The organism is Phormidium sp. CCY1219 (assembly GCF_055795085.1).
In genome coordinates, this window is sequence record NZ_JAYFEQ010000509.1 from 1 (window position 1) to 22,231 (window position 22,231).

The 22,231-nt window shown below is 42.0% G+C and carries 23 protein-coding genes; all 23 read right to left on the minus strand.

The window, feature by feature from the left end; translation table 11 throughout:
* Positions 1-385, minus strand: a 385-nt coding sequence (locus AC0QH1_RS13360; RefSeq protein WP_324631647.1) for a glycosyltransferase family 2 protein, incomplete at its 3' end; no start/stop codon positions are given.
* The gene (locus tag AC0QH1_RS13365; protein ID WP_324631648.1) at positions 382-1,518 is read right to left on the minus strand and encodes a DegT/DnrJ/EryC1/StrS family aminotransferase; all 1,137 of its coding nucleotides are present in this window, start codon (positions 1,516-1,518) and stop codon (positions 382-384) included. The genes AC0QH1_RS13360 and AC0QH1_RS13365, both read right to left, overlap by 4 nt.
* Complete coding sequence (gene rfbF, locus AC0QH1_RS13370; RefSeq protein ID WP_324631649.1) at positions 1,519-2,283, minus strand: glucose-1-phosphate cytidylyltransferase; 765 nt, start codon at positions 2,281-2,283, stop codon at positions 1,519-1,521.
* Entirely contained in the window at positions 2,280-2,720 is a 441-nt protein-coding gene (locus AC0QH1_RS13375) for a dTDP-4-dehydrorhamnose 3,5-epimerase family protein (RefSeq protein WP_324631650.1), read from the minus strand. Before AC0QH1_RS13375 ends, rfbF begins: the two co-directional genes overlap by 4 nt.
* A 35-nt stretch (positions 2,721-2,755) precedes the next feature.
* The gene (rfbG, locus tag AC0QH1_RS13380) at positions 2,756-3,868 is read right to left on the minus strand and encodes a CDP-glucose 4,6-dehydratase (RefSeq protein WP_324631651.1); all 1,113 of its coding nucleotides are present in this window, start codon (positions 3,866-3,868) and stop codon (positions 2,756-2,758) included.
* Positions 3,869-3,874: 6 nt separating this feature from the next.
* Positions 3,875-4,774 carry a methyltransferase domain-containing protein gene (locus AC0QH1_RS13385; protein ID WP_324631652.1) on the minus strand — a complete coding sequence of 300 codons (900 nt, stop codon included), beginning with the start codon at positions 4,772-4,774 and terminating at the stop codon, positions 3,875-3,877.
* A gap of 12 nt (positions 4,775-4,786) precedes the next feature.
* Positions 4,787-6,499, minus strand: coding sequence for a hypothetical protein (locus AC0QH1_RS13390; protein ID WP_324631653.1), 1,713 nt, complete (start codon positions 6,497-6,499; stop codon positions 4,787-4,789).
* 122 nt (positions 6,500-6,621) lie between these two features.
* Positions 6,622-7,464, minus strand: a complete 843-nt coding sequence (locus AC0QH1_RS13395) for a class I SAM-dependent methyltransferase (protein WP_324631654.1) — start codon at positions 7,462-7,464, stop codon at positions 6,622-6,624.
* A 21-nt stretch (positions 7,465-7,485) separates the two neighbouring features.
* Entirely contained in the window at positions 7,486-8,256 is a 771-nt protein-coding gene (locus AC0QH1_RS13400) for an SDR family NAD(P)-dependent oxidoreductase (protein WP_324631655.1), read from the minus strand.
* Entirely contained in the window at positions 8,243-9,067 is an 825-nt protein-coding gene (locus tag AC0QH1_RS13405; protein ID WP_324631656.1) for a sugar phosphate isomerase/epimerase family protein, read from the minus strand. Before AC0QH1_RS13405 ends, AC0QH1_RS13400 begins: the two co-directional genes overlap by 14 nt.
* Before the next feature lie 45 nt (positions 9,068-9,112).
* Positions 9,113-10,270 (minus strand): radical SAM/SPASM domain-containing protein, encoded by a 1,158-nt coding sequence (locus AC0QH1_RS13410; protein WP_324631657.1) that lies wholly within the window; start codon positions 10,268-10,270, stop codon positions 9,113-9,115.
* Positions 10,271-10,277: 7 nt separating this feature from the next.
* Positions 10,278-11,030 (minus strand): acylneuraminate cytidylyltransferase family protein, encoded by a 753-nt coding sequence (locus AC0QH1_RS13415; RefSeq protein ID WP_324631658.1) that lies wholly within the window; start codon positions 11,028-11,030, stop codon positions 10,278-10,280.
* 92 nt (positions 11,031-11,122) lie between these two features.
* Entirely contained in the window at positions 11,123-11,797 is a 675-nt protein-coding gene (locus tag AC0QH1_RS13420; RefSeq protein WP_324631659.1) for an HAD family hydrolase, read from the minus strand.
* Positions 11,775-12,647 carry an NAD-dependent epimerase/dehydratase family protein gene (locus tag AC0QH1_RS13425; RefSeq protein WP_324631660.1) on the minus strand — a complete coding sequence of 291 codons (873 nt, stop codon included), beginning with the start codon at positions 12,645-12,647 and terminating at the stop codon, positions 11,775-11,777. Before AC0QH1_RS13425 ends, AC0QH1_RS13420 begins: the two co-directional genes overlap by 23 nt.
* 21 nt (positions 12,648-12,668) lie before the next feature.
* Positions 12,669-13,652: a phosphoglycerate dehydrogenase gene (locus AC0QH1_RS13430; protein ID WP_324631661.1), complete on the minus strand. Its 984-nt coding sequence runs from the start codon at positions 13,650-13,652 to the stop codon at positions 12,669-12,671.
* Between the two features lie 6 nt (positions 13,653-13,658).
* The gene (locus tag AC0QH1_RS13435) at positions 13,659-15,446 is read right to left on the minus strand and encodes an LIC12162 family transferase (protein ID WP_324631662.1); all 1,788 of its coding nucleotides are present in this window, start codon (positions 15,444-15,446) and stop codon (positions 13,659-13,661) included.
* A 44-nt stretch (positions 15,447-15,490) separates the two neighbouring features.
* The gene (pseI, locus tag AC0QH1_RS13440; protein WP_324631663.1) at positions 15,491-16,546 is read right to left on the minus strand and encodes a pseudaminic acid synthase; all 1,056 of its coding nucleotides are present in this window, start codon (positions 16,544-16,546) and stop codon (positions 15,491-15,493) included.
* Positions 16,547-16,558: 12 nt separating this feature from the next.
* A complete protein-coding gene (gene pseG / locus AC0QH1_RS13445; protein WP_324631664.1) occupies positions 16,559-18,049 on the minus strand; it encodes a UDP-2,4-diacetamido-2,4,6-trideoxy-beta-L-altropyranose hydrolase in 1,491 nt (496 codons plus the stop codon).
* A 6-nt stretch (positions 18,050-18,055) separates the two neighbouring features.
* Complete coding sequence (locus AC0QH1_RS13450) at positions 18,056-19,003, minus strand: radical SAM protein (RefSeq protein ID WP_324631665.1); 948 nt, start codon at positions 19,001-19,003, stop codon at positions 18,056-18,058.
* 25 nt (positions 19,004-19,028) lie between these two features.
* A complete protein-coding gene (gene wbuZ / locus AC0QH1_RS13455; RefSeq protein ID WP_324631666.1) occupies positions 19,029-19,787 on the minus strand; it encodes a glycosyl amidation-associated protein WbuZ in 759 nt (252 codons plus the stop codon).
* A gap of 9 nt (positions 19,788-19,796) precedes the next feature.
* On the minus strand, positions 19,797-20,414 hold the full coding sequence (gene hisH / locus AC0QH1_RS13460; protein WP_324631668.1) for an imidazole glycerol phosphate synthase subunit HisH: 618 nt from the start codon (positions 20,412-20,414) through the stop codon (positions 19,797-19,799).
* 9 nt (positions 20,415-20,423) lie between these two features.
* A complete protein-coding gene (locus tag AC0QH1_RS13465; RefSeq protein ID WP_324631679.1) occupies positions 20,424-21,578 on the minus strand; it encodes an N-acetyl sugar amidotransferase in 1,155 nt (384 codons plus the stop codon).
* A gap of 17 nt (positions 21,579-21,595) precedes the next feature.
* Positions 21,596-22,231 (minus strand): pseudaminic acid biosynthesis-associated methylase, encoded by a 636-nt coding sequence (locus AC0QH1_RS13470; RefSeq protein ID WP_324631670.1) that lies wholly within the window; start codon positions 22,229-22,231, stop codon positions 21,596-21,598.

A 22,231-nucleotide genomic window follows, 5' to 3' on the forward strand; every position in this document is an offset into this window, starting at 1 on the left:
CAACGCTTTGATTTTCCAAAAATAGTGGTATCTGTAATTCTAACTTATCCGGCATCCATATATCATCACAATCTAAGAAGGCTAAAAATTCACCTTTAGCGTGCTCACATGCAATATTTCTTGACTCTCCTAATTTGACGGTCAAAGGATTACGAAAATATTTGAGTCGATTATCATAGCTGTTAGCGATCGCAGCAGTTTGGTCAACAGAAGCATTATCAACAAAAATAATTTCCCAGTTAGGGTAGGTCTGTGCATATACAGAGTCGATCGCTTCTTTGAGATACTTTTCCCCGTTATAGCAATTCATAATGACGCTCACTAATGGATAGTCCTTATGGCTGTCAGCATCGGGTTGTAAATATTTAGCGTTGGTTTCCGTCATGTTTTTAATAGCTTAGATAAACGATCACAAATCAGGCCGATTTGCTCTGTTGACAAATCGGGATGTAAGGGTAAGGTCATTAATGTGGGATATACTCTGTCCGTGACTGGCAATTTATAATTAGGACTAGGAGCAAAAAATGATAAACAATGATTGGGCTGATAATGTAACCCTGTTTGAATGCCAAAATCTAACAAATCTTGACGGAGAGAAGTTCTAGAGGTTCCATCTGTTAAACGAATGGGATAAATATGGGGTACGACTTCTTGATAATTATGAGCTAAGGGAGTCACAAAAGAAAGTTGACTCAACTTTCGATCGTAGTATCGAGCTAACTTTTGACGCTTTGCAGCTAATTCAGGAAACCGCTGTAACTGTACCCGTCCGATCGCTGCCATTATATCGCTCATGTGATATCGCCAGCCCTGGGCAGTGACATCAAAATCCCAACTGCGTTGTCCTTGGAAGCGTTTCTCTGTATCTTTTTCTACTCCTAGCAAGCGGGCATCCCGAACGCGGGACATCACCTCTTCGTCATTAGAGACGATACAACCCCCTTCCCCAGAGGTAATGTTTTTAATCCCGTCAAAGCTAAAGCAAGCGATATCGCCAAAACTCCCCACCAATTGACCGTGATATTTGGTTCCAAAGGCATGGGCAGCATCTTCGATCGTTCTCAGCCCGCAAGATTTGGCAAAATGGTAAATCTCATCTAGTTTTCCCACTCCGCCACTATAGTGGACAGGCATAACGGCCTTGGTTCTAGGGGTAATGCGTTTTTCAGCGTCTCTCCAGTCAAGAGTTAGGGTTTCGGGATCGATATCGCAAGGTACAGGAGTCGCCCCTGTTGCCGAAATCGCTTGGAAAGAGGCAACGTAGGTTAAAGATTGGACTAAAACCTCATCACCTCTGCCAATTCCACAGGCTTGGAGGGTCAGGTGAAGTGCAGCAGTGCCGTTGACTACGCAGGCAACTGGTCGTCCGAGAAAGGCTGATAGTTCTTGCTCAAAGAGTTTAACTTCTTCACCCATGCCCAAAAATTCACTGTCCAGGACTGCCATGACCGCGTGCTTTTCAGCTTCGCTGAGGCAAGATTTTGAAAGTCTGATTAATGATGGTGTTTTTGAGATCATCTATCGTTTCCAGGGAGCATTACCGCTTTGCCAAAGGTTTTCCAGTAAATCGCGATCGCGTTTTGTGTCCATACATTGCCAAAATCCTTCATGCTGATAAGCCATCAGTTCGCCCAAAGCGGCTGCTTTCTCTAAGGGTTCAGCTTCTAGCACTGTATCCTCACCCGCAATTAAATCAAAAAATTCGGGTTCAATCACAAAAAAGCCGCCATTAATCCATCCCTGGCGAACTTGGGGTTTTTCTTGAAAAGAAATCACTTGACCATCAGAAATTTCCAATTCGCCAAAACGAGCCGAGGGTCTGACTGCGGTGACTGTCACCATGCGACCATGACTACGATGGTAAGCCAGCAAGTGATCTAAATTGATGTTAGCTAAACCATCCCCATAGGTTAAAAAACAGGTTTCATTACCAATCAGTGATTGGAGTCGTTTGACCCGTCCTCCGGTCATACTGTTGATTCCAGTATATACAAGACTAACCTGCCAATCAATTTCTTTTTTCATCAAAGTTGTCACCTGTCCTGTGGCAAGGTTGATGGTAAAGTCAGCGTTGAGAGCAGGATAGTTGAGAAAATACTGTTTAATAACTTCTGCTTTATAACCGCAGGCGATATAAAAATTTTTATGGTCGTAGTCAGCAAAGAGTTGCATAATATGCCAGAGAATAGGCTGCCCGCCGATGGGAACCATTGGTTTAGGCAAAATCTCAGTATATTCAGCCAGTCTAGTGCCAAAACCGCCAGCGAGAAGAATAACTTTCATGGGTTTAGCGTCCAATCAAATGGGACAAAGTTGAGTTCAGCCCGATCGATTTCTTCTGGGTCGTGTTCAAGATCGGCGAGGTTCAGCAAAAGATTGAGTTCTTGACTCAAACCTTGAAATGCCATCCAAATCCTCGGAGGAACGGTAAGACGCTGATAATTTTCGGGAGAAACAATCGTAGATTCAATTTTTCCCTGAGTTGGGGAGTTTGGGCGATCGTCGTATAAGACAAAACGAATCGATCCACTGGGAACAACAAGATTGAGAGTCATGCGGTTATGGCGTTTCCACGGCTTGACGACCCCATAGTGAATGGTGGAAAAATAGGCTTCACCAAACGCCACATAACCTGGATCGGAGGATTTAATCCCATGCAAAACATCGCCTGCATCCAAGGGAATGCGGCGAAGCGGAGTCAGAAGTAAACCATCTAACATAATAGAAAGATCATGGAATGGAAGTCAACAGAATTTTAATGGGTTGCGGGTGAGGCACAAGAAATCGTCCAAACAGCCTGACGATCTTGGGCATAAGTTTCGTAGCAGGCGATTTGTTCTTGAGTCACCCGCCAGACATCACGACTATCGGAGTAGTATGCTTGATACCATTGGGTTGTTAAAGCAACTGTTTCTTTAAACGTTAAGATGGGCTTCCATCCCAGATAATGTAAAGCTTTATCACAACAAAGTTTGAGCAATCCAGCTTCATATAAAGATTCTGGGTTGGAGCAATCTGTCCAAGCTGCGTTTGTCCAATGCTGTTGCATTGAATTCAGCAGATTGGCAACCGTGTAGTTTTGCTCGGCGCTGGGTCCAAAGTTAAAAGTCTCACCATTGAGAAGGGGATTCTTGGCCAGTTTTGCAGCTAGGGTCAAATAACCAGATAGAGGCTCTAGAACGTGCTGCCAAGGACGGGTAGCATGGGGATTGCGGATTAAGACGGGTCGATCGCCAGACCAAGCTCTTATGGTATCTGGGACAATCCGATCGCTGGCCCAATCTCCCCCTCCAATTACATTGCCAGCTCGCCCTACTGCCACTTTAACAAGTGAGTCCTTAGAGCTAAAGTACGATGCGGCATAGCTGCGGATGACCAGTTCAGCCGCCCCTTTAGAACCACTATAAGGATCTTTCCCTCCTAAGCGATCGGTTTCTCGATAGCCCCACACCTGTTCAACGTTGTCGTAACATTTATCACTGGTAATCAGGATAGCGGTACAGGGATGAGTGGAAAGTCTCAGGGATTCTAGGATATTAAGTGTTCCCACAACATTAGTGGTAAATGTGCCGTGGGGTTCTCTATAGGAATGCCTAACAAGAGGTTGGGCAGCGAGGTGAAAAATAAAATCTGGTTGATATTGTTGAATGAGTTGTTGGCAGGTTGCTAAATCTTCAATATTTCCCCAGATGTGGGTGATGCGATCGCCCAGATTGGCGGCTTCAAAATGACTAGGCTGTGATGGAATATCTTTAGATAATCCTATGACCTTAGCTCCATGATGCAGCAGCCAAGCAGTAAGCCAAGATCCTTTAAAGCCAGTATTTCCAGTGATTAAAATAGATTTATTGGTAAAGGTTTCTAACATACAAATTTAAGGTTTACGGGCAACTGCCAAAATATAGCGTCCAGCATCAGGCACTTGGGGAGCCAGAGCTTGCTCTAACTTCATCAATGCTTCTCTTTCTGAACGATTCAATAAAGAAGGTTGCACAATATTATCGTGAGGATCGTGACCCTCCATCCCTGATACCACTCCGATCCCTACTAGCTCCAGCAGGGTTAGGCCAAATTTATCTGTCAAGATATCACGAATTTCCGCTGAAGTTTGCCAAGTAAATTCTACTGGAGAACCTCTACCAATTCGACCCTGGGTTTGATTTATTACCATATCTACATTTTCCCAAACCCGATGACGGGCGATGGTTAGAGCGTAAAAATATTTAGTCTTAAATGACATGACCAAAATCCCACCTGGCTTAAGAGATTCGACAATTTTTGGTAAATCAAGCTGCCATTTAGGGTAAAAAAACGTCACCTCAGTCATTATAATGACATCGCACGTATTGGGCTGAATGCTTTCTAAGCACTCTGAAATGGTCTTAACTCTGTAGGTAATGTTTGTGACAGATGCTTCTCGAGCATATTGCTTGGCAGTAGAAATCGCCTCTGGGGAAAAATCACAACCAATTACTTGACCTTCTGGAAAAAGCTGGGCTAAACGCAAGGTAAAACGACCTTGACAGCAACCGAGGTCCACAGCCTGAATTTGACCTGAAAGCTTATCTAAATGAGGGCGAATAAATGTCCAATACTGATCCGCGTAGTAGGGCTCATCAGGAGCCGTAACCATGTCATATTGAGTGGATTTTCGTACTAAATTCGTCTGAATATCTTCTGGCTCAAAGTTATTCGCGACACCCCGCACTATTCTAGACAGTTTTTCAAAAATTCGACTTGTAAAAAAAAGCGATGGGTAGATAATTTTTTTCATCAACCAAGGTTTTTATAAGAAAACCGATAATGTTTCACCTGAAACAGGATTTAACCCAGCTAAAAGTTTTTCCCTAATTTTCATAAATTCTTCTTGATACCCTTGGGAAGAAGTGACAAAAATTTTTTCTAAACGCTGGCACAAATGTTCAGAAGACACTGACTTTAATATCGGAAATTCTGTCTCTAGCAAATCGGCATAATTCCAGGGTGTGCTTAGTTCCCGATCTAGAGGTAATGCTATACAGCCCGACAAGAGCACATCAAAAATAGAAGCTGTCGCCATAGTTATACAGCACCGCGCTTTTGTCAGCAAATCTGTCATCTCGCCATCACACCATTCCCACCTTTGAGGTAAATCAGTCCATGCCATTTGAGTTAATATAACTTCTTTTCTCATCATGGGGTGGGGCTTAAGGATGACAGGAATCTTGTGGTCACTAATCCAGTCAAGATGGGCATATAGTTTATCTAAAGTTTCCGTTACTGCTTGTAAATCTAAAGACAGCAGAACACCTAGATATTTACGGTTGTCGTCACTGACTGTTGGAGTGAAATGCTGCCTTAATGCTGGTCCTGATTGCACTTTTTCTGAATCCAAACCCTGCTTGATTAGCAATGAACGAGCTAAATCACCGTTCGTAATTATTGCATCAGGAAAAACCTGCGATTTTGCTTCCCCTTTTGGGGTATGATAAGCCAAATAGTCGCTGGTTACTAAACTATGATAATATCCAATACATTTTGAGTCAAATTTGACTGCCGTTCGGCAACAATAAGGTTGAACTCGCTCGGGTTGCATTGATTCATAGTGGCTAATCGAAACCAAACTTGTTAAACCATCTCCCCAACGTTTTAAGGCGGGTTTATACAAAAAAAACTGAGATACAGAAAATCCTGTTGCTAACTGCTTAAGACGCTCGCGAATTACTAATGCTTTGAGGTTAAAACTTTTATAATCTATCGAATGACGGATAGCCAAAGTAGTTTTAAATCCATCCCATAAAGCACCTATATAATCTTTCCAAGTTACCCAGTCATCGGGAACAAAGCAGGAAGACTCCCGCAGTCGTTGATAAACTTTGTCTAAGGGAAGTGCGATATTGAAAAGCCAAGGGAGGCGATAGACGAGCTTTCCTTGACTCTCTAGCCACTTGGGTAAAACAGTAAAATACCGACAAGCAAGCTGCCCATCTTGAGCCAAGGCTTTGTCGTCCAAACATTGGTGAATCAAGTAAACTTGCCCCTGGGGCGGCTCTAGATTGGCTGGACGAGATGATCGGGCTGCATTACGATGTCGCCAAAACCGATGAATTTGTCTGACTAAACAAGCACCACCTCTGAGGAAGTAATAAGCTGTCTCTATTAGCAACCCCATTTGCCATCCAGGTTGAGTGCGAACTGATACGAACGGGATAAGGTTGGTTTTAGCTGCCTGAAGCAGATAGCTATCTTCACATAAGATCAGGATTTCCTTCTGAGAAGATAAATTTTCATTTACCCAAAACTTAAGTGCCGCAATTTGAAAAATATCATCAAAAAAGCGATTAGACATATTATTACGACCTGCCAAGTCAGTCATCCACCAATAGAGAGAATCATCATTAGCTTCTCGTTGTCGAGCAATCCAGTCAAGAATAAATGGTCGCTGTTTGATAGACTCTGTTTGGATAAATTCTTTTAAAGAAATCCGCTGCCCAACTAGGCGTTGTTCCCAAGCTCTCATTCTGAGATAGTCTCGTCCAATATACATCCACCTTCCTTTCCAGTATTTGCAATTAGAGTTAGGGAAACGAGCATGAGTCAGGAAAAATCGCATATTTTTGATAAAAATATTTTAAAAAATGACTAATTTAGAAAAACTTTCCATGCTTCAAAGCGATAGGCCAAGTTTTCCAGCTTTTCCATTCCTAATTTGTTCATATTATTGCGATCGCTACTATAATAGCTCCAAAAAATATCATCTTTATAATTCTGGCGATAAGTACCGCCACCTAGATTTTTCACTCGCGGGAATTTCTGAGAAAGTAGAGATTCTACCTCTTCCCAAAATGGGCGACATTCGTTATTTGATACTGTAACCGCAGGGAGATCGAGTTTTGTGCGGAGCATATTAATATATGCAGTGTTGCTCTCTTTGTAAGCATAGTTGGCATCATCAATTGCCAAAATTGCCCCGTTGCAAAGAAATGGCATGGTTGCTGCAATCTCAGAACCTAAAACCTGCCAAGTATGCTCGGAGTCATAAAAAGCAGCACATACAGTATCGTTAGTTTCTTTTAGAATTGGTATGCCCGCATATTGATTGGTACTATCATAGGCAATATATTTCCAATAATTAAACATATTGAGGTCTCGAAACTGCCGGAATAGAGTATCATTCAAGACTCCTCGTAAAAAAGCCAGTTTAGTTGAGGCAATATCCCAGGTGTACAAGCAAGTATTCCACTTACAGGCAAAATACAGGAGTACAATCGTAGAAGCTCCACTCCCAGTTTCGATCAAAACAGGTCGTTTATTAGATGTACAAGTCGATTCATAGTCATATTGATTTAATAAATCGAAAAGCGCCAAAAATTCCGAATCCGGAATACCATTAGGCCATCGCGGTAGCATTCGCTTTATGGATAAAAGCCAAGATTGAGGATCGTTGGCAATATCTTGGGAAGAACCAAAAAAGAAATCGTACATTTATATCTCCAAGCCGAAGAATTACAACCAATCGCCACCTGTAATGGCAAACATTTGTCCAGTGATAAACCGTGACCAACCTGACAACAAATAAATTGTCAGAGCGGCAACCTCTTCAGGCGTACCTGCTCTTTTTAGGGGAACCATTTCTGCTCTTTTTTGGAGTTCATCATCATTTTTACCTTGCCAACGCTGATGGAAACCACTGGAGATAAATCCCGGACGTATGCCATTTACAGTTATGCCATCCTTCGCGCCCTCCCGTGCTAAACCCTGAACAAGGCACTCGATTCCACGTTTAGCAACGGCATAAGGAAGGGCTGTAGGGCTACCGCCATGTAACGCTGATTCCGTGCCATAGAGGATAATGCTTCCTCCTTGGTTTTGTTGAATCATGTATTGCATAGCAATACGAGCTAGAAAAAAAGGAATATCTAAGTTGAGTGTTAGATCCCTGCGCCATTCATCAGACGATAGATTTTTCCAGTGAGTAGAATTAGAAATTCCCCCAACTAATATAACTAATCCATCAATACCTTGGACTTGTCTTACAAATTCATCAATTAAATTTTGACAATCTTTTTCGCCGTTGAGTTGTTTTTGTAAGGGAATTAAAGTGTCAGTGGCAGTTGGCAAACTTGAACTAGAGGCATGAAAACCCAAAATACAATCACTGCCTTCTTGCAACATTGAAATTAAGACCCGACCAATTCCTCCTGATGCACCAGTAACAAGAATACGTTGATGTTTCTCTAATTTGGGAACCCAATTTGGGAATTCAATTCGACTCATTTAAGTAAATTTTTTTCATAAAAGATACACTTAACTTAATAGCTTCAAGAGGATTGGCACAATCCAACATACGCTGTTCTAAAGAAACAAATTCTGAATAATTAATTGAATAAAGAAAATTGGCGATCTGTGGATGGTTTACTATTCCCGTACCAAGCAGACCAAGACCCGGTTCATTGATATGGCAGTGGACTAGCTGAGAGCTAATCTTATTAAAAGTTTCTGAGTTTACTTCTTGAGCATCTGTTAATGCTTTGGCATCAATTTGAATTTTAAATGCCGGATGGTCAATAATAGTTGCTATGCGATGAGAATCTGTAACTGAATTAATAAAGTCTGATTCATTAGTCGTGAGTGGCTCTAAACAAATGCAAGTACCATGAGCGACAATTTTATTGCATAGAGTGCCAAAAAAGTCAACGGCGATCGCCTCAGCTTGAGCGACGGGAATATTATTGCGGCGACGAGCCGCAGGGGAACCAAAAATCAGTGTTTTGCCTCCCAAATCGCGACAAACTTTAGAAAGATGAATCAGAAAATCAAGGGTTTTTTGAGTAATGTCTGAATTTCTAAATAAACCTAATTCTGGGCGATCGAAAAATAGAGAATGTAAACCAACTACTTTTAATCCTGAATTTTCCACAGATTGCCGATACTGCGAAACCTGCTTAGATGTTAAGGACTCCCATGTATTCCTCCAAATTCGGCTCGGAGCGACTTCCAAGCCATTCACTCCCATTTCCCCGATCTGAGGGAAGAAGGATGTATGTTCATAAGCGGGTAAAGCAATGTTAGAAATGGCTAATTTCATTAACTTATTGGTGATTTAGAGATTAGCAAGCTGGAGAGATGGCTCTTAAATAACAGTACAGCGATCGCAGGGAGATATTTGACTGCGACGTTGTTCTAAGTGACCAACCCGTAAACTTTCATAACTTGACGATCGCCATAAAGAGGATAAATCGTTATCGCCTATGGAGCCAACAGCAAGAGTAGAACGATAGTCCACATCACAAGGATTTACTTTGCCATCCCACCACACAAACATCCGTCGCCAGAGGTCGGAGCAAGGTTTCTGCACTTCTGTAGGTGGGCTTTCATAAACATTTTCCCAGGGATTATAGTTAACAAAAGCTACCTGATCGACTAACTCTCCCCAATATTGTTCCATGTCATCTAGATTTTGACGTTCATCAAACTTCACTCCTGAAACCCGAGTAATAATTTTTGAGTTGCTGTACTGGGTTTCCTTGATTTTTTGAAATTGCTTAATATTACTTAAAACCCGCTCCAGCTTGCCATTGACTCGTAACTGACTATACAAGGGTTCTTGAGCTGCATCAGCAGAAAACACCAAGGTTTGAATGCCACTTTGTAAAATTGCATGGGCTTTACGCTCATCCAACATAGAAGCATTCGTATTCATTTTGAGATTGAGAAACTTACCACGGGTATAGGCTAACATTTCTTCAATCTCTGGACATAATAACGGTTCACCCCGAGAAGCTAAAGAAATAAACTCAATGTTTCCCTCAGCTCTATCAATAATCCTACGAAAGGTCTCAAAGGTCATGTGTCCCATAAATCCATTCTTGCGTTGTGTGAAAACATTATCGGTTTGGTAACAGAACACACAACGATAATTACAAATTGAAGTAGGCTCAATCTGCAAGTAAGGAGGATAGCCATCTAAGGTATGAGTTTGGGGATAAATTTCATAACGATAGCGGTGAATGAGGTAACGGGGTAAGTCTGAGTCTTCAATCCGAGCGATTTCTTCAACTACATTAGGACTGAGCGTGAATTTGGGTTCCTCTTGTGTACCTCCATCAAGCAAGTCTCGATAAACTCGCTGTAAAATAGACTGTTGGTCGCTACTTAAGAACTTTTCCTGTTCATCGGTAGCTCGCAGGTTGGCAATTCTTTTGAGAGTTTTTTCAATTTCTTGACGATTGTGGTTGCGTAATTCAACAAAGCTATTGTGCTTTTGATAAAGTTGACTTTGAGATGTCATGGGTTAATTACTCCTCACTAGCGTCTTGGATACCGTGCTTTTTGAGCCAAAACTCTACCATTGGCACTTGCCATTCATAGTCAATGTCGCATCCTCCCCAAGAGCGAATTGGCGCAATCTTTTGCCCCATCCACTTTTGCGGTAATAGCCCATCTTCCAGATGTTCTAAACAATGGGGAAGAACGACTGAGACAGACATATCCGCAAAATGAACTTCACCTTGAGAATCGCGATCGCAATTGAGTGTTTTGGGATCGCCAAAGGTTTCAAAAGGAACAAAAGGATGTAGGCAGCCATCTTCAGCAATTTTCCGCGCCCGCAGTGGACTCCACATATTATAGACGGAGGTCGTAACCGCTGAATCCACGGAAGAGTCGTGACGTAATATCTCAATCCCTTCGTCAATGAGTTCTGCTGTAATCGTCGCTGCATTAGCAAACAGCAAAACCATTAACTCAATCGTTTTTCCTTCATCACTTAATCGACGTTTAATTTCTCGATAGCCGTGAGCAAAGACATCTTCCCCCAAAGCCTCTTTCGTGGCTAGTTCTGACGGTCTCTCGATAAATTCAGCCCCAAACTCTTGGGCAACAGCAGTAATTTTCGGGCAATCGGTGGAAACAAAGATCCGAGAGATATAACGGGAATTGTGGGCTGCCATCAGGGGATAAGCACAAAGGGGACGACCCAAGATCGGATAAGTATTCTTACCGGGAAACCCTGTGCTACCCGCACGACCAATCATTAAGGCACAAATCATTGAATTAAATTAAATATTAAATATTGAGGTTCTATTCTAGTAAAAAGCTGGGTTTAGACAAAGAAATTGATGATGAAATTTCCCTGAATTTCTCAGGTGTCTGTGACAAGATGTGTAAAGTCGGGTATTGACTCTCCTGTATAGTCTTCCATTCCTCGCTCTTTCCGAGCGCAACAACGGAAAAGAAAAGGAACGTTATTTGCCAGCGCTGCTTGCCAATCTGTTTTGGTATCTCCAATTATCACACAATTTTGTGGCTCAATTTGGTAAGTTTCTAAAGTATTTTGAATTGCTTGTTTTTTACTGACAGGAGATCCATAAATTGCCGTAAAACAATCCCGCAAATTTAAAGCTGACAAAATGGTTTCAATTTCTGCCTGGGGTGTGGCTGTGACTAAGATAAAGATTTGATGATGGGAATTCTCCCGTAAATAGTCTTCTACCCCTGGCACCCAAGGAGAATCAATCACCGCTTGCTGAACCAGTTGCGAAAATTGCTGGCAAAATTTTTCTACGGTGACATCATCTGTAGGCTCACCCACCCAGTCTAAATAAATGGGTATTTTATCATACCGGGAAATTCCGCCATGATTCTCATGGTGATCGCGAACTTGTTTGGCAATGTCTGAACCATAGGTTAAAAATAGTTGCTCAAAAGCCACAGATTTAACAGTAACCGAGTCTTTAATGACTCCATCAAAGTCCCAGAAGATAATATCGGATTTCTGTAGTAACTGAATTGCTTTACACACAATGGCGGACTTCATCAATTAACTGTAATAACCCTTGCCCTAAATCTACGTGCAATGGAGGAGCATATTTGCGGCCCAATTTCGGTTGATAAGCATAGGGAGTCCGAACATAATGCCCAACATGATCCCCTTCAATAAATTCCACTGCATCAGGGATGCCTAAAATTTCCGCTAACATTTTCAATAAATCCAGTACTCGCATGGGTTCTTGACCCGTTAGAACTACGCTCTGATTGCGAAACTCCTCACCTAACGCGGCAACACTGGCACGAGCCGCATCTTCTACATGAATGTATTCTCGCATCGCCTCTGGGCTACCTTGATAGGACACTTTACCCGTTTCTAATGCTCCCTTAACAATTCGCCATAGTCCATTACGATGGTCAGAACGCGGTCCATAGAGAGAGCCGTAGCGAAGAATGGTGTAATCTAACCCATACGCCCGTTGATATTCTTCCACATAATGCTCAGAAGCCTGTTTGCTACAGCGATAGAAGCCTCCTTCTCTGCTATACACATAGACAGTGCTGGCATAAATAAAACGCTTAACTTGATGACGCTTACAGGCTTCTAACACCTGAGCATTCCCCAAGATGTTAACCCGAATCGTATCTAACGGGCGATCGCGGGCTTCATCAAGGTCGGCGATCGCGGCAAAATTATAGACCACTTCACTACCTGCTACGGCAGCATCCAAAGCAGCCTCATCTAAAAGATCGCCCACTACCATTTCTTGGTCGGGACGCAGCCAAGGTGAGGGAGTGCGATCGAATATCGCTACAGCGTAACCTGCTTCACTGAGTTGGTCACAAACATGAGAACCGAGAAAACCAGAACCTCCGATTACACAAGCTTTTTGCATCATGTCTTTATTTTATAATAAAATTTATAAACCTTGACGCTGCACATTATACTCAGTTTCGGGAACCAGACTTTGTAAAGACTGACCAACGAGGAAACGAACTGCTTCTTGAGTAGCTTCAATTTCCATCCGAGTCCGACAGTCTACAGACATAGAACCCATGTGAGATGTCAAAATACAGCGATCGATTTTGGCCAAATCGCCATGATAGGGTTCTTGTGTAAAAACATCGATCGCGGCACCTCCTAAATGCCCCGATTGCAGCACTTCAAATAAATCTTGCTCATTAACGATGCCCCCCCGTGAAGTATTTATCAACAAAGCATCAGGCTTCATCTGTAGTAGATGTTCTTTCCGAATCATATTTTTAGTCTGAGCAGTCAGGGGCACATGAATACTAATTAAATCCGCTTCTCTGTAGATATCTGTTTTTGATGCCCAATTGAGTTTGAATTCTCTGTTTAGTTCCAAATTGGGCAGAATATCGTTCACCATAATTTTTGGCGTTCCAAAGCCGCGCATCCGCCGCAACACCCTAGTCCCAATGCGACCAACCCCAATAATCCCCACCGTGATTTCGGCAATTCTCCGACCAAAAACTCGTTTCCACTGACCTTGGTGCATTTGGGTATTGGCAATGTGGATAGAACGCAGCAGAGACAGCATTAACCCCATAGTCAATTCAGCTACAGCCGGAGCCGGAGCATCAGGGGTATAAGAAACTTTAATTCCTCGTTTTTCTGCCGCCAGTAAATCAACGCTATCTAAGCCAATGCCGACTCTAGAGATATGTTTCAATCGAGGGGCACAACTCATTACATAGTCGGTAATGGGTTCTGTTCCGGCGATGAGTGCATCAAATTCGGGAATCAAATCTGCTAGTTCTGCTTCCGTGAGTTTTTTATTTAAGGGATTGATCACATACTCAATTCCATTGGATTCGAGCATTTCTAGAGGGAATTTGTTGCGTTCTGCAAAGGGAACGGTGGTGATGAGAACTTTAGGCATAGTAAGTTAGTTAGCTTTTTTTGATTCCACTAATTCAGTCAACGCTTTTTTTAACACTTGCGTTGGGTTTTCAGGCATTCTGGCAAAGCGATCGCAAAAAGTGCGTCTTGCCGCTTGGACTTCCGAACTATTCCACCACCCAGGTACATCATCCCAAACTTCTGCTACCTTAGCCGCAGCAGATGCAGGGGTTTCATGAAAAATGCCCACCCGCTTCAACTCTTCAAAATAGGGCTGGGCACTGGATCGGAGTTCCCAGTAATTGGGATTCCAAAACATAATAGTTGGGATATTTTGTCCTAGAGTTTCAAGGAAAGTAGTGCCATTGTAAGTGGCGACATACAATCGACTTTGTTGAATCAGGGTTTTAATTGGTTTTTGCTTTAAATTCAATTGAACATCTGGATGACGATCTCGCCATTGTTGTACTTCTGACGAGTACCAAGGATGGGAATAGAGCCTGACTAGAAGTTGCTGTCGAATTCTTGGAGGTAAGACATCAACAAAAGAAAACTGCTCCTTCAAATACTCAAAGTATTGGCCAGCTACTACAATGCTAGCCATCCAATAGCTATAGCGAGGGAGAGTACATGTAACGAGTAACAATTCCCCATCAGGATCCCAAATTCCTTCACCCTCTCCTAGTAACTTTAACAATCCAATAGATAGGTGCTTGGAAGAATCTTCAGTCCATCCCCAGGTTAGAAAGAGATCGCTGATTGCCAGTTCATGTTCTTCACAAAATGACCATAATCCGTTACCATAAAGACCTCCATGCTGACCAATGACAATTGGACATCCTATATCAACCTTCTCAGCAGCCCAAGCCTTGAAAACATCATCACTGCTGTAGCTAGTAGAGGTAAAAATAAATTTAGGATTTTGCGGCCAGGATAATTGAGTAATCTGATCTTGAAGTTGAGTATATCCTTCTAAATAAATGCTCGGAATTTGTTCGGGGATTAAAGTGCGAACACACTGTTCAAAACCTTGAACGGCATTAGTGAGTAACTGGAACGTTTTGCGAACTGAAACTACTGGTTTTAGAATCGAGGGAGAAGGCGAATCCCAGAAAGCGGGACACTGACCTAATGCCATCTGTAGCTTCAGAGATTCCTTGCGGGGTAAATAGCTAGCAATCATAAAAGCGTCTGTAGGACGAGTCAAAGATATCGAAATTCTAGATAAAACTCGCTTGACCAACTGCTTTAACTGACGCTTTAGTGAAAGCTGTTGTGCTGTAGCGGTAATCGGGATTTTATTATCTTCAGGATCAACAGAGAGGTATTCACAAGGAATCTCTGTCCATTCTTGGATAATCCGCCCATATATATAGTGATTCCACTTATCAGAAATATACAGTCGATCAAAATCGGCCATCTCATTAGGAATTACATCGTCTAAAGGTAGATCGAGAATCACAGTGCCTTCGATGGGACAAGTAGCCACAGCTCTTTGAATCATCACCCAGCGATCGAAGAGCATCTGGGTGAAATATCCAAGCCAAGGACCGACTAAAATTCGCCAGTAACGGATAGAATGGTCTACATTATGAAATTGGTTGAGGGCTGTGCTGATCTCCACCAACAGTTCTTCATGAAGGTTACGCAGGTAACAGTAATCTTTATAAAGTTGTTGCCGATCGTCCCAGTGGTAGGGTACTACCTCAGCATCAAGCTGAGTCCAAAATTGGCGACGCTCATACAGACGACACCATTCACCTAAACATAGAATAGGCTTATCAGTTCGCCAACTACGTTCATCGGCAGTTGTAATCAAAAATCGATTTTTCAAGCCGTTTGTCCTTTTTCAAACGAGTGAATCATTAACCGGGAAATTTACATCAAAAGTTCCCACAGCAGGGGGTTTCCTTTGTTCACATCTTTCTTAACTCTTTGTCCTAGAACAGTTTCAAAATATTTAGGCGGTAAACCTAACCCTGGCCGCACAACTCGCAAATTCTCTCGCGTAAAAACATCCCCAGCTTTCATATCTTCAGCCACATACAAACTGCGCCTAAATATTAAAGACTTGTTCTCAGCCTGACTCGACCCATACTGAACTTTTCCCAAAGCCTGCCAAGCTCTTTCCGACTCTACAACAAGTTGCGCCATTTCTTCGGGTTCCATTGAAAAGGCGGAATCAACCCCACCATCAGCACGACGGAGGGTAAAGTGTTTTTCAATGACCGTCGCACCCAAGGCAACACTGGCAACTGCTGCACCAATGCCCATTGTGTGGTCAGATAGACCGACTTGCACATTAAAGAGTTCCCGCAGATGAGGAATGGTGAGGAGATTGGTGTTTTCTGGGGTAGCAGGGTAGGTGCTGGTGCATTTGAGGAGAATGATATCCTGACACCCTGCTTCTCTTGCGGTTCTGAAAGTTTCATCTAATTCGGCTACGGTTGCCATTCCTGTGGAAATTATCATGGGTTTGCCTGTGCTGGCGACTTTGCGAATCAGGGGCAAGTCGGTATTTTCAAAGGAGGCGATTTTGTAGCAAGGGACATCTAGGGATTCGAGAAAATCCACCGCAGTGGCATCAAAGGGGGTGCTAAAGCCAATGATGCCGAGTTCTTGGCAGCGTTTGAGGATGGGTTCGTGCCATTCCCAAGGGGTATGGGCTTGTTGATATAGTTCGTAGAGGGAGTGGCCATACCATAAGCTGTTGGGGTCGTCGATGAAAAATTCCCTTTCCTTAATCTCTAAGGTCATGGTGTCGGCAGTGTAGGTTTGCAGCTTGAGGCCATGTGCCCCTGTTTTGGCTGCGGCTTCTACGATTTCTAAGGCTCTTTCTAAAGATTGGTTGTGATTGCCGGACATTTCGGCAATGATAAAGGGGGGAGCATTATTCCCGATTTCTTTGTCTGCAATTAAAATTGGTTTTGCCATAATCAAATTAGATTATAAATTTTTGATCAAATGAAGGGCTGGTTGACCTTTAACGATTGTTTCTCCTGTATTTTGGAAACCAGATTTTAAAAATACGTTGATCGATGCTAAATTATTGGGCTTGGCATAAGCATGAATTTTTTTAATGGCTGCATCTTGCTCAATTTTTTGACAGATCAATAACATAATTCGACTACCATAGCCCCGTCCGCGAAAAGGTTCTGCTAGTCCCAGAGAAATAGTTGCTTCTTGATTCCTGATTTCATAACGTACTTGTCCAATTGGCACATCATCTTGATTTAAAGCAATATAAAAAACACAATTGCGATCGCCTAATTTAGAGGTGAACCACTGAACATGGTCTTTCCAAGGAATATACTCTGAGGAAAATGAGACAGAACGAATCACCGGATCATTTGTCCAGTGCCAGATCAGCTCGCAATCTTCTTCTCTTACAGGTCTTAATTTTAGGGAACTTGCATCTAAACTTTTTATAATTCTGGAGACTCCTTCACCATCTACCATTTGCTGGCTCACTTCGATAAGTTTTGTTCGTTCTTCTGCTGATTGCAAGAGTATAGAAAGCCGATCGGGAATGTTTTGTGATTTGATATTTTGATGCCAACCCAGATTAACTGTTTGACTAAGAGTTGCTAGTTTTTCCGCGATCGCCCGCTGATTTTCTGCCAAAACCAACAAAATACTGGGCAACCGCATAAAAGCTAATTCCCAGCAAGTGCTGCCCCCAGCAGAAATTGCCACATCTGCCCAAGCCATCAACTCTGGCATATTGGTGACATTTCGTTGCAAGCGAATCGGAAACCGTGAATCCTGCACCGCCATTTCCAGAGACTCATAATGGGGGTTACTTCCCCCCACCACGACTACTGCCTCTAGTTCCTCCACTTCCACAAGCTGTAAAGCCTGAATCACTTTTAGCGTCACATTATCTGGGTCAGCACCTCCCAAAGTCACTAAAACTTTTTTGGCAATGGGTGGTACTGTTCGCTGCCATCCCCGCCATTGCCAAAACTCCCGCCGTAAAAGAGTGTAACGAGTGCCCAGCAATAGCTGACTGTACGGTTCACGATGCTGATACCATTGTTCGTCAGCAGAGATATTTTGATTTAGGACAAAATCCGCATAATAATGTTCCGCGTGTCCGTAATCATCGATAAATAATAGACGTAATCCAGAATCTTTGATAATTTTTTGATATTCGGCACTGAAATGATATCCATCCACTACCACCCAACTTGCCTCAAACTGATGAGCTAGTGCAGCCGTTTCCTTAGCATCATCTGAACTCCCTGCCTTTGTTGTCAATTGGACAACTTCCATTGCTTCTGACTTGAGGCGTTCCTCTAAGGCGGGGACAGAATTTGCCATGATAAAAATAGGCTGTCCTAGAGTATTTTGCCATGCTTGAGCTAACGCCAAGCAACGCATGACATGACCTGAACCTATTTGAATAGAAGCATCTGTACGGATAACTACTTTCAAAACTGATTATGATATTGCACTATTTTTAAGGGTCAAATACACTCTAGGTTTTACTACATTGCAGTTATTACATAGAGGAATAAATTGCATCGTATCAATGCTATGTCTTAATGATAAATATTTGGGGTTATTCCAAATAGTTTCTAAATCTGCTTGATTTACATTGCCTAAAACTTCTTTACTGGTCAGGTCATAGCAGCAAGCTACTACGTCACCGTTCCATCTAATAGTCATTGTATGATCGACCAGATCACAATAGTTTCTATTTTCTTGATCCCTAGAATCATAGTAAATATCGTAAATTTCTCTATCCACTTCCATGTGAGGCCATCTCATTGCCCAAGTACATTTAAAACTTACTGAGCTTGCATATTTATTACCTGAAAATTCAGATAATAAATGGGGGGGGGTAGGAGGAATATCGTCGTTTAAATCTGCTGGATTTTTGAAAAACTGCGTGCTGGATACAAAGACTTGAGGCGTTTCACTGTTCCTCTCTATTTTTCGATTGATTAGGGTCTTAATGTTGGCGACAACCTTGTTATAATCACTATTCTTTCTAACCAAATTATTTATGTCTGCGCTCTCACCATCCAAAGAAAATTCAATTGCATCCAAATGACTATCAATAATATTATCAATAACTGTCTGATTCAGCAGCATTCCATTTGATACTGTCTTAACAAACGGCACCCCTAAGCTTTTAACTGATTTTACCATTTGGGTAAATTGTTTATTCAGTAATGGTTCTCCGCCATGATATAAAACAACCACCTTGACTGAATTGATATTTTTCTTCATACTATCCATAATAACTGCAAAGGTTTCAGAATTCATAATTCCCCTTGGCATTTTGATAGTACCAGTAGGACAATGAGAACAGGCGAGATTGCAAGCGCCAGCAGGCTCAATACGAATCACTCGGGGAAAAGGACGAATGTATTCTGAATACATGGAAAACCTCTTAGATAGTAGAAAATTACAGCCGGACGTTTAATTCTTGACTTTTTAAAAAATGCTTGGCTTCCAAAGGAGTTTGCTGAGTATAATGAAAAATGCTGGCTGCGGCCACTGCCGAAGATCCTCCTTCTTTTAAGACTGAAGCCATATCTTCATAACTACCAGCCCCCCCTGATGCAATAACTGGAATCGACACTGCATGACTAACTTGTTTAGTTAACTCTACCTCATAGCCAGTCATCATTCCATCCCGATCTATAGATGTTAAGAGGATTTCGCCAGCACCTAAAGATTCCACTTCTTTTGCCCACCTTACTGGGTCTTTTCCAGTCGGTTGCGTTCCTGCATGAGTAAATACTTCATAAGTACCATTTGAGTGTTGCTTGACATCAATCGAAATGACAACACACTGGGAACCAAACTGTTGGGCGGCTGCTTGAATTAGTTCTGGGTTTTCTACTACGGCGGTATTAATAGCTACTTTGTCAGCACCAACTTGCAATAAGCGTCTGACATCTGCTACTGACCGCACTCCTCCCCCTACGGTCAAAGGCATAAAACATTCATCTGCTATTTCATCAACTGTCTCAAAATCCGGGGGATGCCCATCTGGAGTTGCAGTAATGTCTAAAAATACCAACTCATCAACTTCGCGTAAATTATAAACTTTGACTGCCTGCATAACGCTCCCAATACGTCGCCAGCTATCAAACTGAACGCTCTTAACTAGACCAAAGTTTTTAAACAGTAATGTGGGCATTACGCGTATTTTCAGCATAATATAATTTTAAAGTTTGAGAAAATTTTTGAGAACTTGAAATCCTATCCGTTGGCTTTTTTCCGGATGAAACTGAACCCCAAATATATTGTTTTTATTGACAGCAGAAACAAAGTTACCACAGTAAGGGGTATGGGCGATTTCCTCTTGGGGATGTTGACAAGAAAGGTGGTAGCTATGAACAAAGTAAAAATCTTTACCCGAAGGAATTCCTTCAAACAAAGGTGAAGGGTGGTTAAACATAACTTCATTCCAACCAATATGGGGAATTCGGGTATCCATTTCAGTGGGTTCTAACCGTTTCACTTCTCCTTCAATCCAGCCTAACCCATTAGTTTCTCCTCCTTCTAAACCCTTTGTAGCTAGAAGCTGCATCCCGAGGCAAATTCCTAAAAAAGGAATACCTTGATTTATGACTTGTTCGGACAAAATTTCATCTAAACCGGAAGTTGAAAGATGTTTCATGCCCGTGGCAAAAGCTCCAACTCCAGGGAGAATAATATAGTGGGCTTCTTGAAAGTCCCGTGCTTTTTGGCTAATGACAGGATTGCCTCCACATTCTTGCACTGCCCGGGCAACGGAATCTAAATTGCCCATTCTATAGTCAGTAATTACTACGTTTTTCATGAGGATTACCTAATCCAAGTTATCGTAGTTAATCTTAGTCAAATTTCCGTCCTTATCTTTGACGAGATTTCCGCGAGAATCACACAGAAATAACTTCTTGTTGGTGAAGCGATCGCAAGTTTGGATAAATTCCTCCAAGGTCAGATCGATGTCTTTCAAGATTTCCTCGATCGGACAACCAAGATACACCCAAGGAAACTTGCCATCGTGCATTTTTACTAACTTAATCGCATCCTCTCTAGATAATCGTCCTCTTCTAATATGCAAGCAAGCCAAATCAGTGGCTCGCCCAAAACCATACTTTAAAAACTTGAAATAATCGTGAATTCCTGTTTGATAATTATCAAGGTTTTCATAGTTTACTAAAGAACCTTCTACTGGCTTGTGATAGGTTTGAAAACCATGAGCTTGTGCATACAAAGCATTTTGATAGCCATCCCAAGGCAAGTAGTAACCTAAAAACAAACCAGTTACTCCCACTCTTTGCAACTCTTCATCAGAAGCGTAACTATATTGAATCAGATGTTTACGTTCAATCCCTTCCTGACCAATCAGATCCGAAACCCGCAGTCCCAACAATCCGCCAAACTCTTCCAACCATCTTCTGGTCAGCGTATTATTTTCTGCTGCACTAGCTGGTCCGCCATATTCATGCTGAGAATTTTCTCCCCAAATAATTAAAGGAATATTAAGTTGTACGGCAACCCGTACAGGAATAGTAAAAATAACGACGTGCTCTGGCCAAGAAATATCGCCAATTTGAGTTAAGGCTAGTTTGTTTATTTTGTGCCGTACCACTGGGTTAACTGTCACCTCAAGATAGTCAACCCCCAAATTTTTCAAATTTTCAATATTGCGCCGTCCAATATCTGATAATTTATCGGTTGTAGAAGTGATACACAGAGGATTCATGCCCAGTTCTAGCATTCTGATTACTTGAAAATGGCTATCCTTGCCACCACTAACTGGAACAATACAGTCATAGTTACTGCCATTTTTTGATTTATAGCGCCCCAGTACCTCTAATAACTCTTGCTTTCGAGATTTCCAATCAACCGCTTGCCGCTTTTCTATATAACGGCAGGCACTACAAACTCCCTCTGCATCAATGAACAAATCGGGCTTGGTTTCTGGCATTACGCAGCGATTACAATATCGAATCATTTCAGTATCTATATCCTTTATAAAGTTTTTTCCAGTAAGAACCAAGTTAAATCGTCTGAAGGAAAATGGCAATCTCGATGATAGACGAACCCATAATCTACCAGTTGCAAATTTTTATACTTATCTAACATTTCACCGGCAAAATCCCGCTTAAATAATTTTCCTTGATGACCTCTATAAGTGACTTCAACGGGAGTAGGATTATAATACTCAACCAAACAAATATAACGGTGGCTACTTTGATATAGGCGATCGTACACTTCATCTAGGTAATTCGGGTTGATATGAATCAATACACCTTTAATTAAGACAAATTCCCAAGAACGGTGGGGGGTAAAATCTAAAATAGATTGATGATATATTTCTATATCACTACTTTTCCGAAGTTCTTCGACTGCTACATTATTGATTTCAATGGCAGATAACTTGATGTCTGGCACAAGCTGTTCGATCGCTTCTAGGTTGATTCCTCTATTAGCCCCAAACTCAATCAAAGATTTTACCTTTTGAGTCCGAGCTAAAATTTTAGCAAACAGAGATAAATTACCCGAAAGTAAACTATCACCTTGATTGCGATGAGTATATTCATCTCCAAAATCTTGACTCCAAAATTTTTCCTGTTCTGTCAGCCAATCCTGATTGTTTGATTCCAT

Bases quoted from the DNA above. Each gene is read 5' to 3' on its own strand.
- AC0QH1_RS13410 (WP_324631657.1), bottom strand. From the start codon at position 10,270: ATGACATCTCAAAGTCAACTTTATCAAAAGCACAATAGCTTTGTTGAA.
- hisH (WP_324631668.1), bottom strand. From the start codon at position 20,414: ATGAAAAACGTAGTAATTACTGACTATAGAATGGGCAATTTAGATTCC.
- AC0QH1_RS13420 (WP_324631659.1), bottom strand. From the start codon at position 11,797: ATGAAGTCCGCCATTGTGTGTAAAGCAATTCAGTTACTACAGAAATCC.
- AC0QH1_RS13470 (WP_324631670.1), bottom strand. From the start codon at position 22,231: ATGGAATCAAACAATCAGGATTGGCTGACAGAACAGGAAAAATTTTGG.
- AC0QH1_RS13450 (WP_324631665.1), bottom strand. From the start codon at position 19,003: ATGTATTCAGAATACATTCGTCCTTTTCCCCGAGTGATTCGTATTGAG.
- AC0QH1_RS13385 (WP_324631652.1), bottom strand. From the start codon at position 4,774: ATGAAAAAAATTATCTACCCATCGCTTTTTTTTACAAGTCGAATTTTT.
- wbuZ (WP_324631666.1), bottom strand. From the start codon at position 19,787: ATGCTGAAAATACGCGTAATGCCCACATTACTGTTTAAAAACTTTGGT.
- rfbG (WP_324631651.1), bottom strand. From the start codon at position 3,868: ATGTTAGAAACCTTTACCAATAAATCTATTTTAATCACTGGAAATACT.
- rfbF (WP_324631649.1), bottom strand. From the start codon at position 2,283: ATGAAAGTTATTCTTCTCGCTGGCGGTTTTGGCACTAGACTGGCTGAA.
- AC0QH1_RS13390 (WP_324631653.1), bottom strand. From the start codon at position 6,499: ATGAGAGCTTGGGAACAACGCCTAGTTGGGCAGCGGATTTCTTTAAAA.
- AC0QH1_RS13365 (WP_324631648.1), bottom strand. From the start codon at position 1,518: ATGATCTCAAAAACACCATCATTAATCAGACTTTCAAAATCTTGCCTC.
- AC0QH1_RS13465 (WP_324631679.1), bottom strand. From the start codon at position 21,578: ATGATTCGATATTGTAATCGCTGCGTAATGCCAGAAACCAAGCCCGAT.
- AC0QH1_RS13430 (WP_324631661.1), bottom strand. From the start codon at position 13,652: ATGCCTAAAGTTCTCATCACCACCGTTCCCTTTGCAGAACGCAACAAA.
- AC0QH1_RS13425 (WP_324631660.1), bottom strand. From the start codon at position 12,647: ATGATGCAAAAAGCTTGTGTAATCGGAGGTTCTGGTTTTCTCGGTTCT.
- pseI (WP_324631663.1), bottom strand. From the start codon at position 16,546: ATGGCAAAACCAATTTTAATTGCAGACAAAGAAATCGGGAATAATGCT.
- AC0QH1_RS13400 (WP_324631655.1), bottom strand. From the start codon at position 8,256: ATGAGTCGAATTGAATTCCCAAATTGGGTTCCCAAATTAGAGAAACAT.
- AC0QH1_RS13415 (WP_324631658.1), bottom strand. From the start codon at position 11,030: ATGATTTGTGCCTTAATGATTGGTCGTGCGGGTAGCACAGGGTTTCCC.
- AC0QH1_RS13375 (WP_324631650.1), bottom strand. From the start codon at position 2,720: ATGTTAGATGGTTTACTTCTGACTCCGCTTCGCCGCATTCCCTTGGAT.
- AC0QH1_RS13405 (WP_324631656.1), bottom strand. From the start codon at position 9,067: ATGAAATTAGCCATTTCTAACATTGCTTTACCCGCTTATGAACATACA.
- AC0QH1_RS13395 (WP_324631654.1), bottom strand. From the start codon at position 7,464: ATGTACGATTTCTTTTTTGGTTCTTCCCAAGATATTGCCAACGATCCT.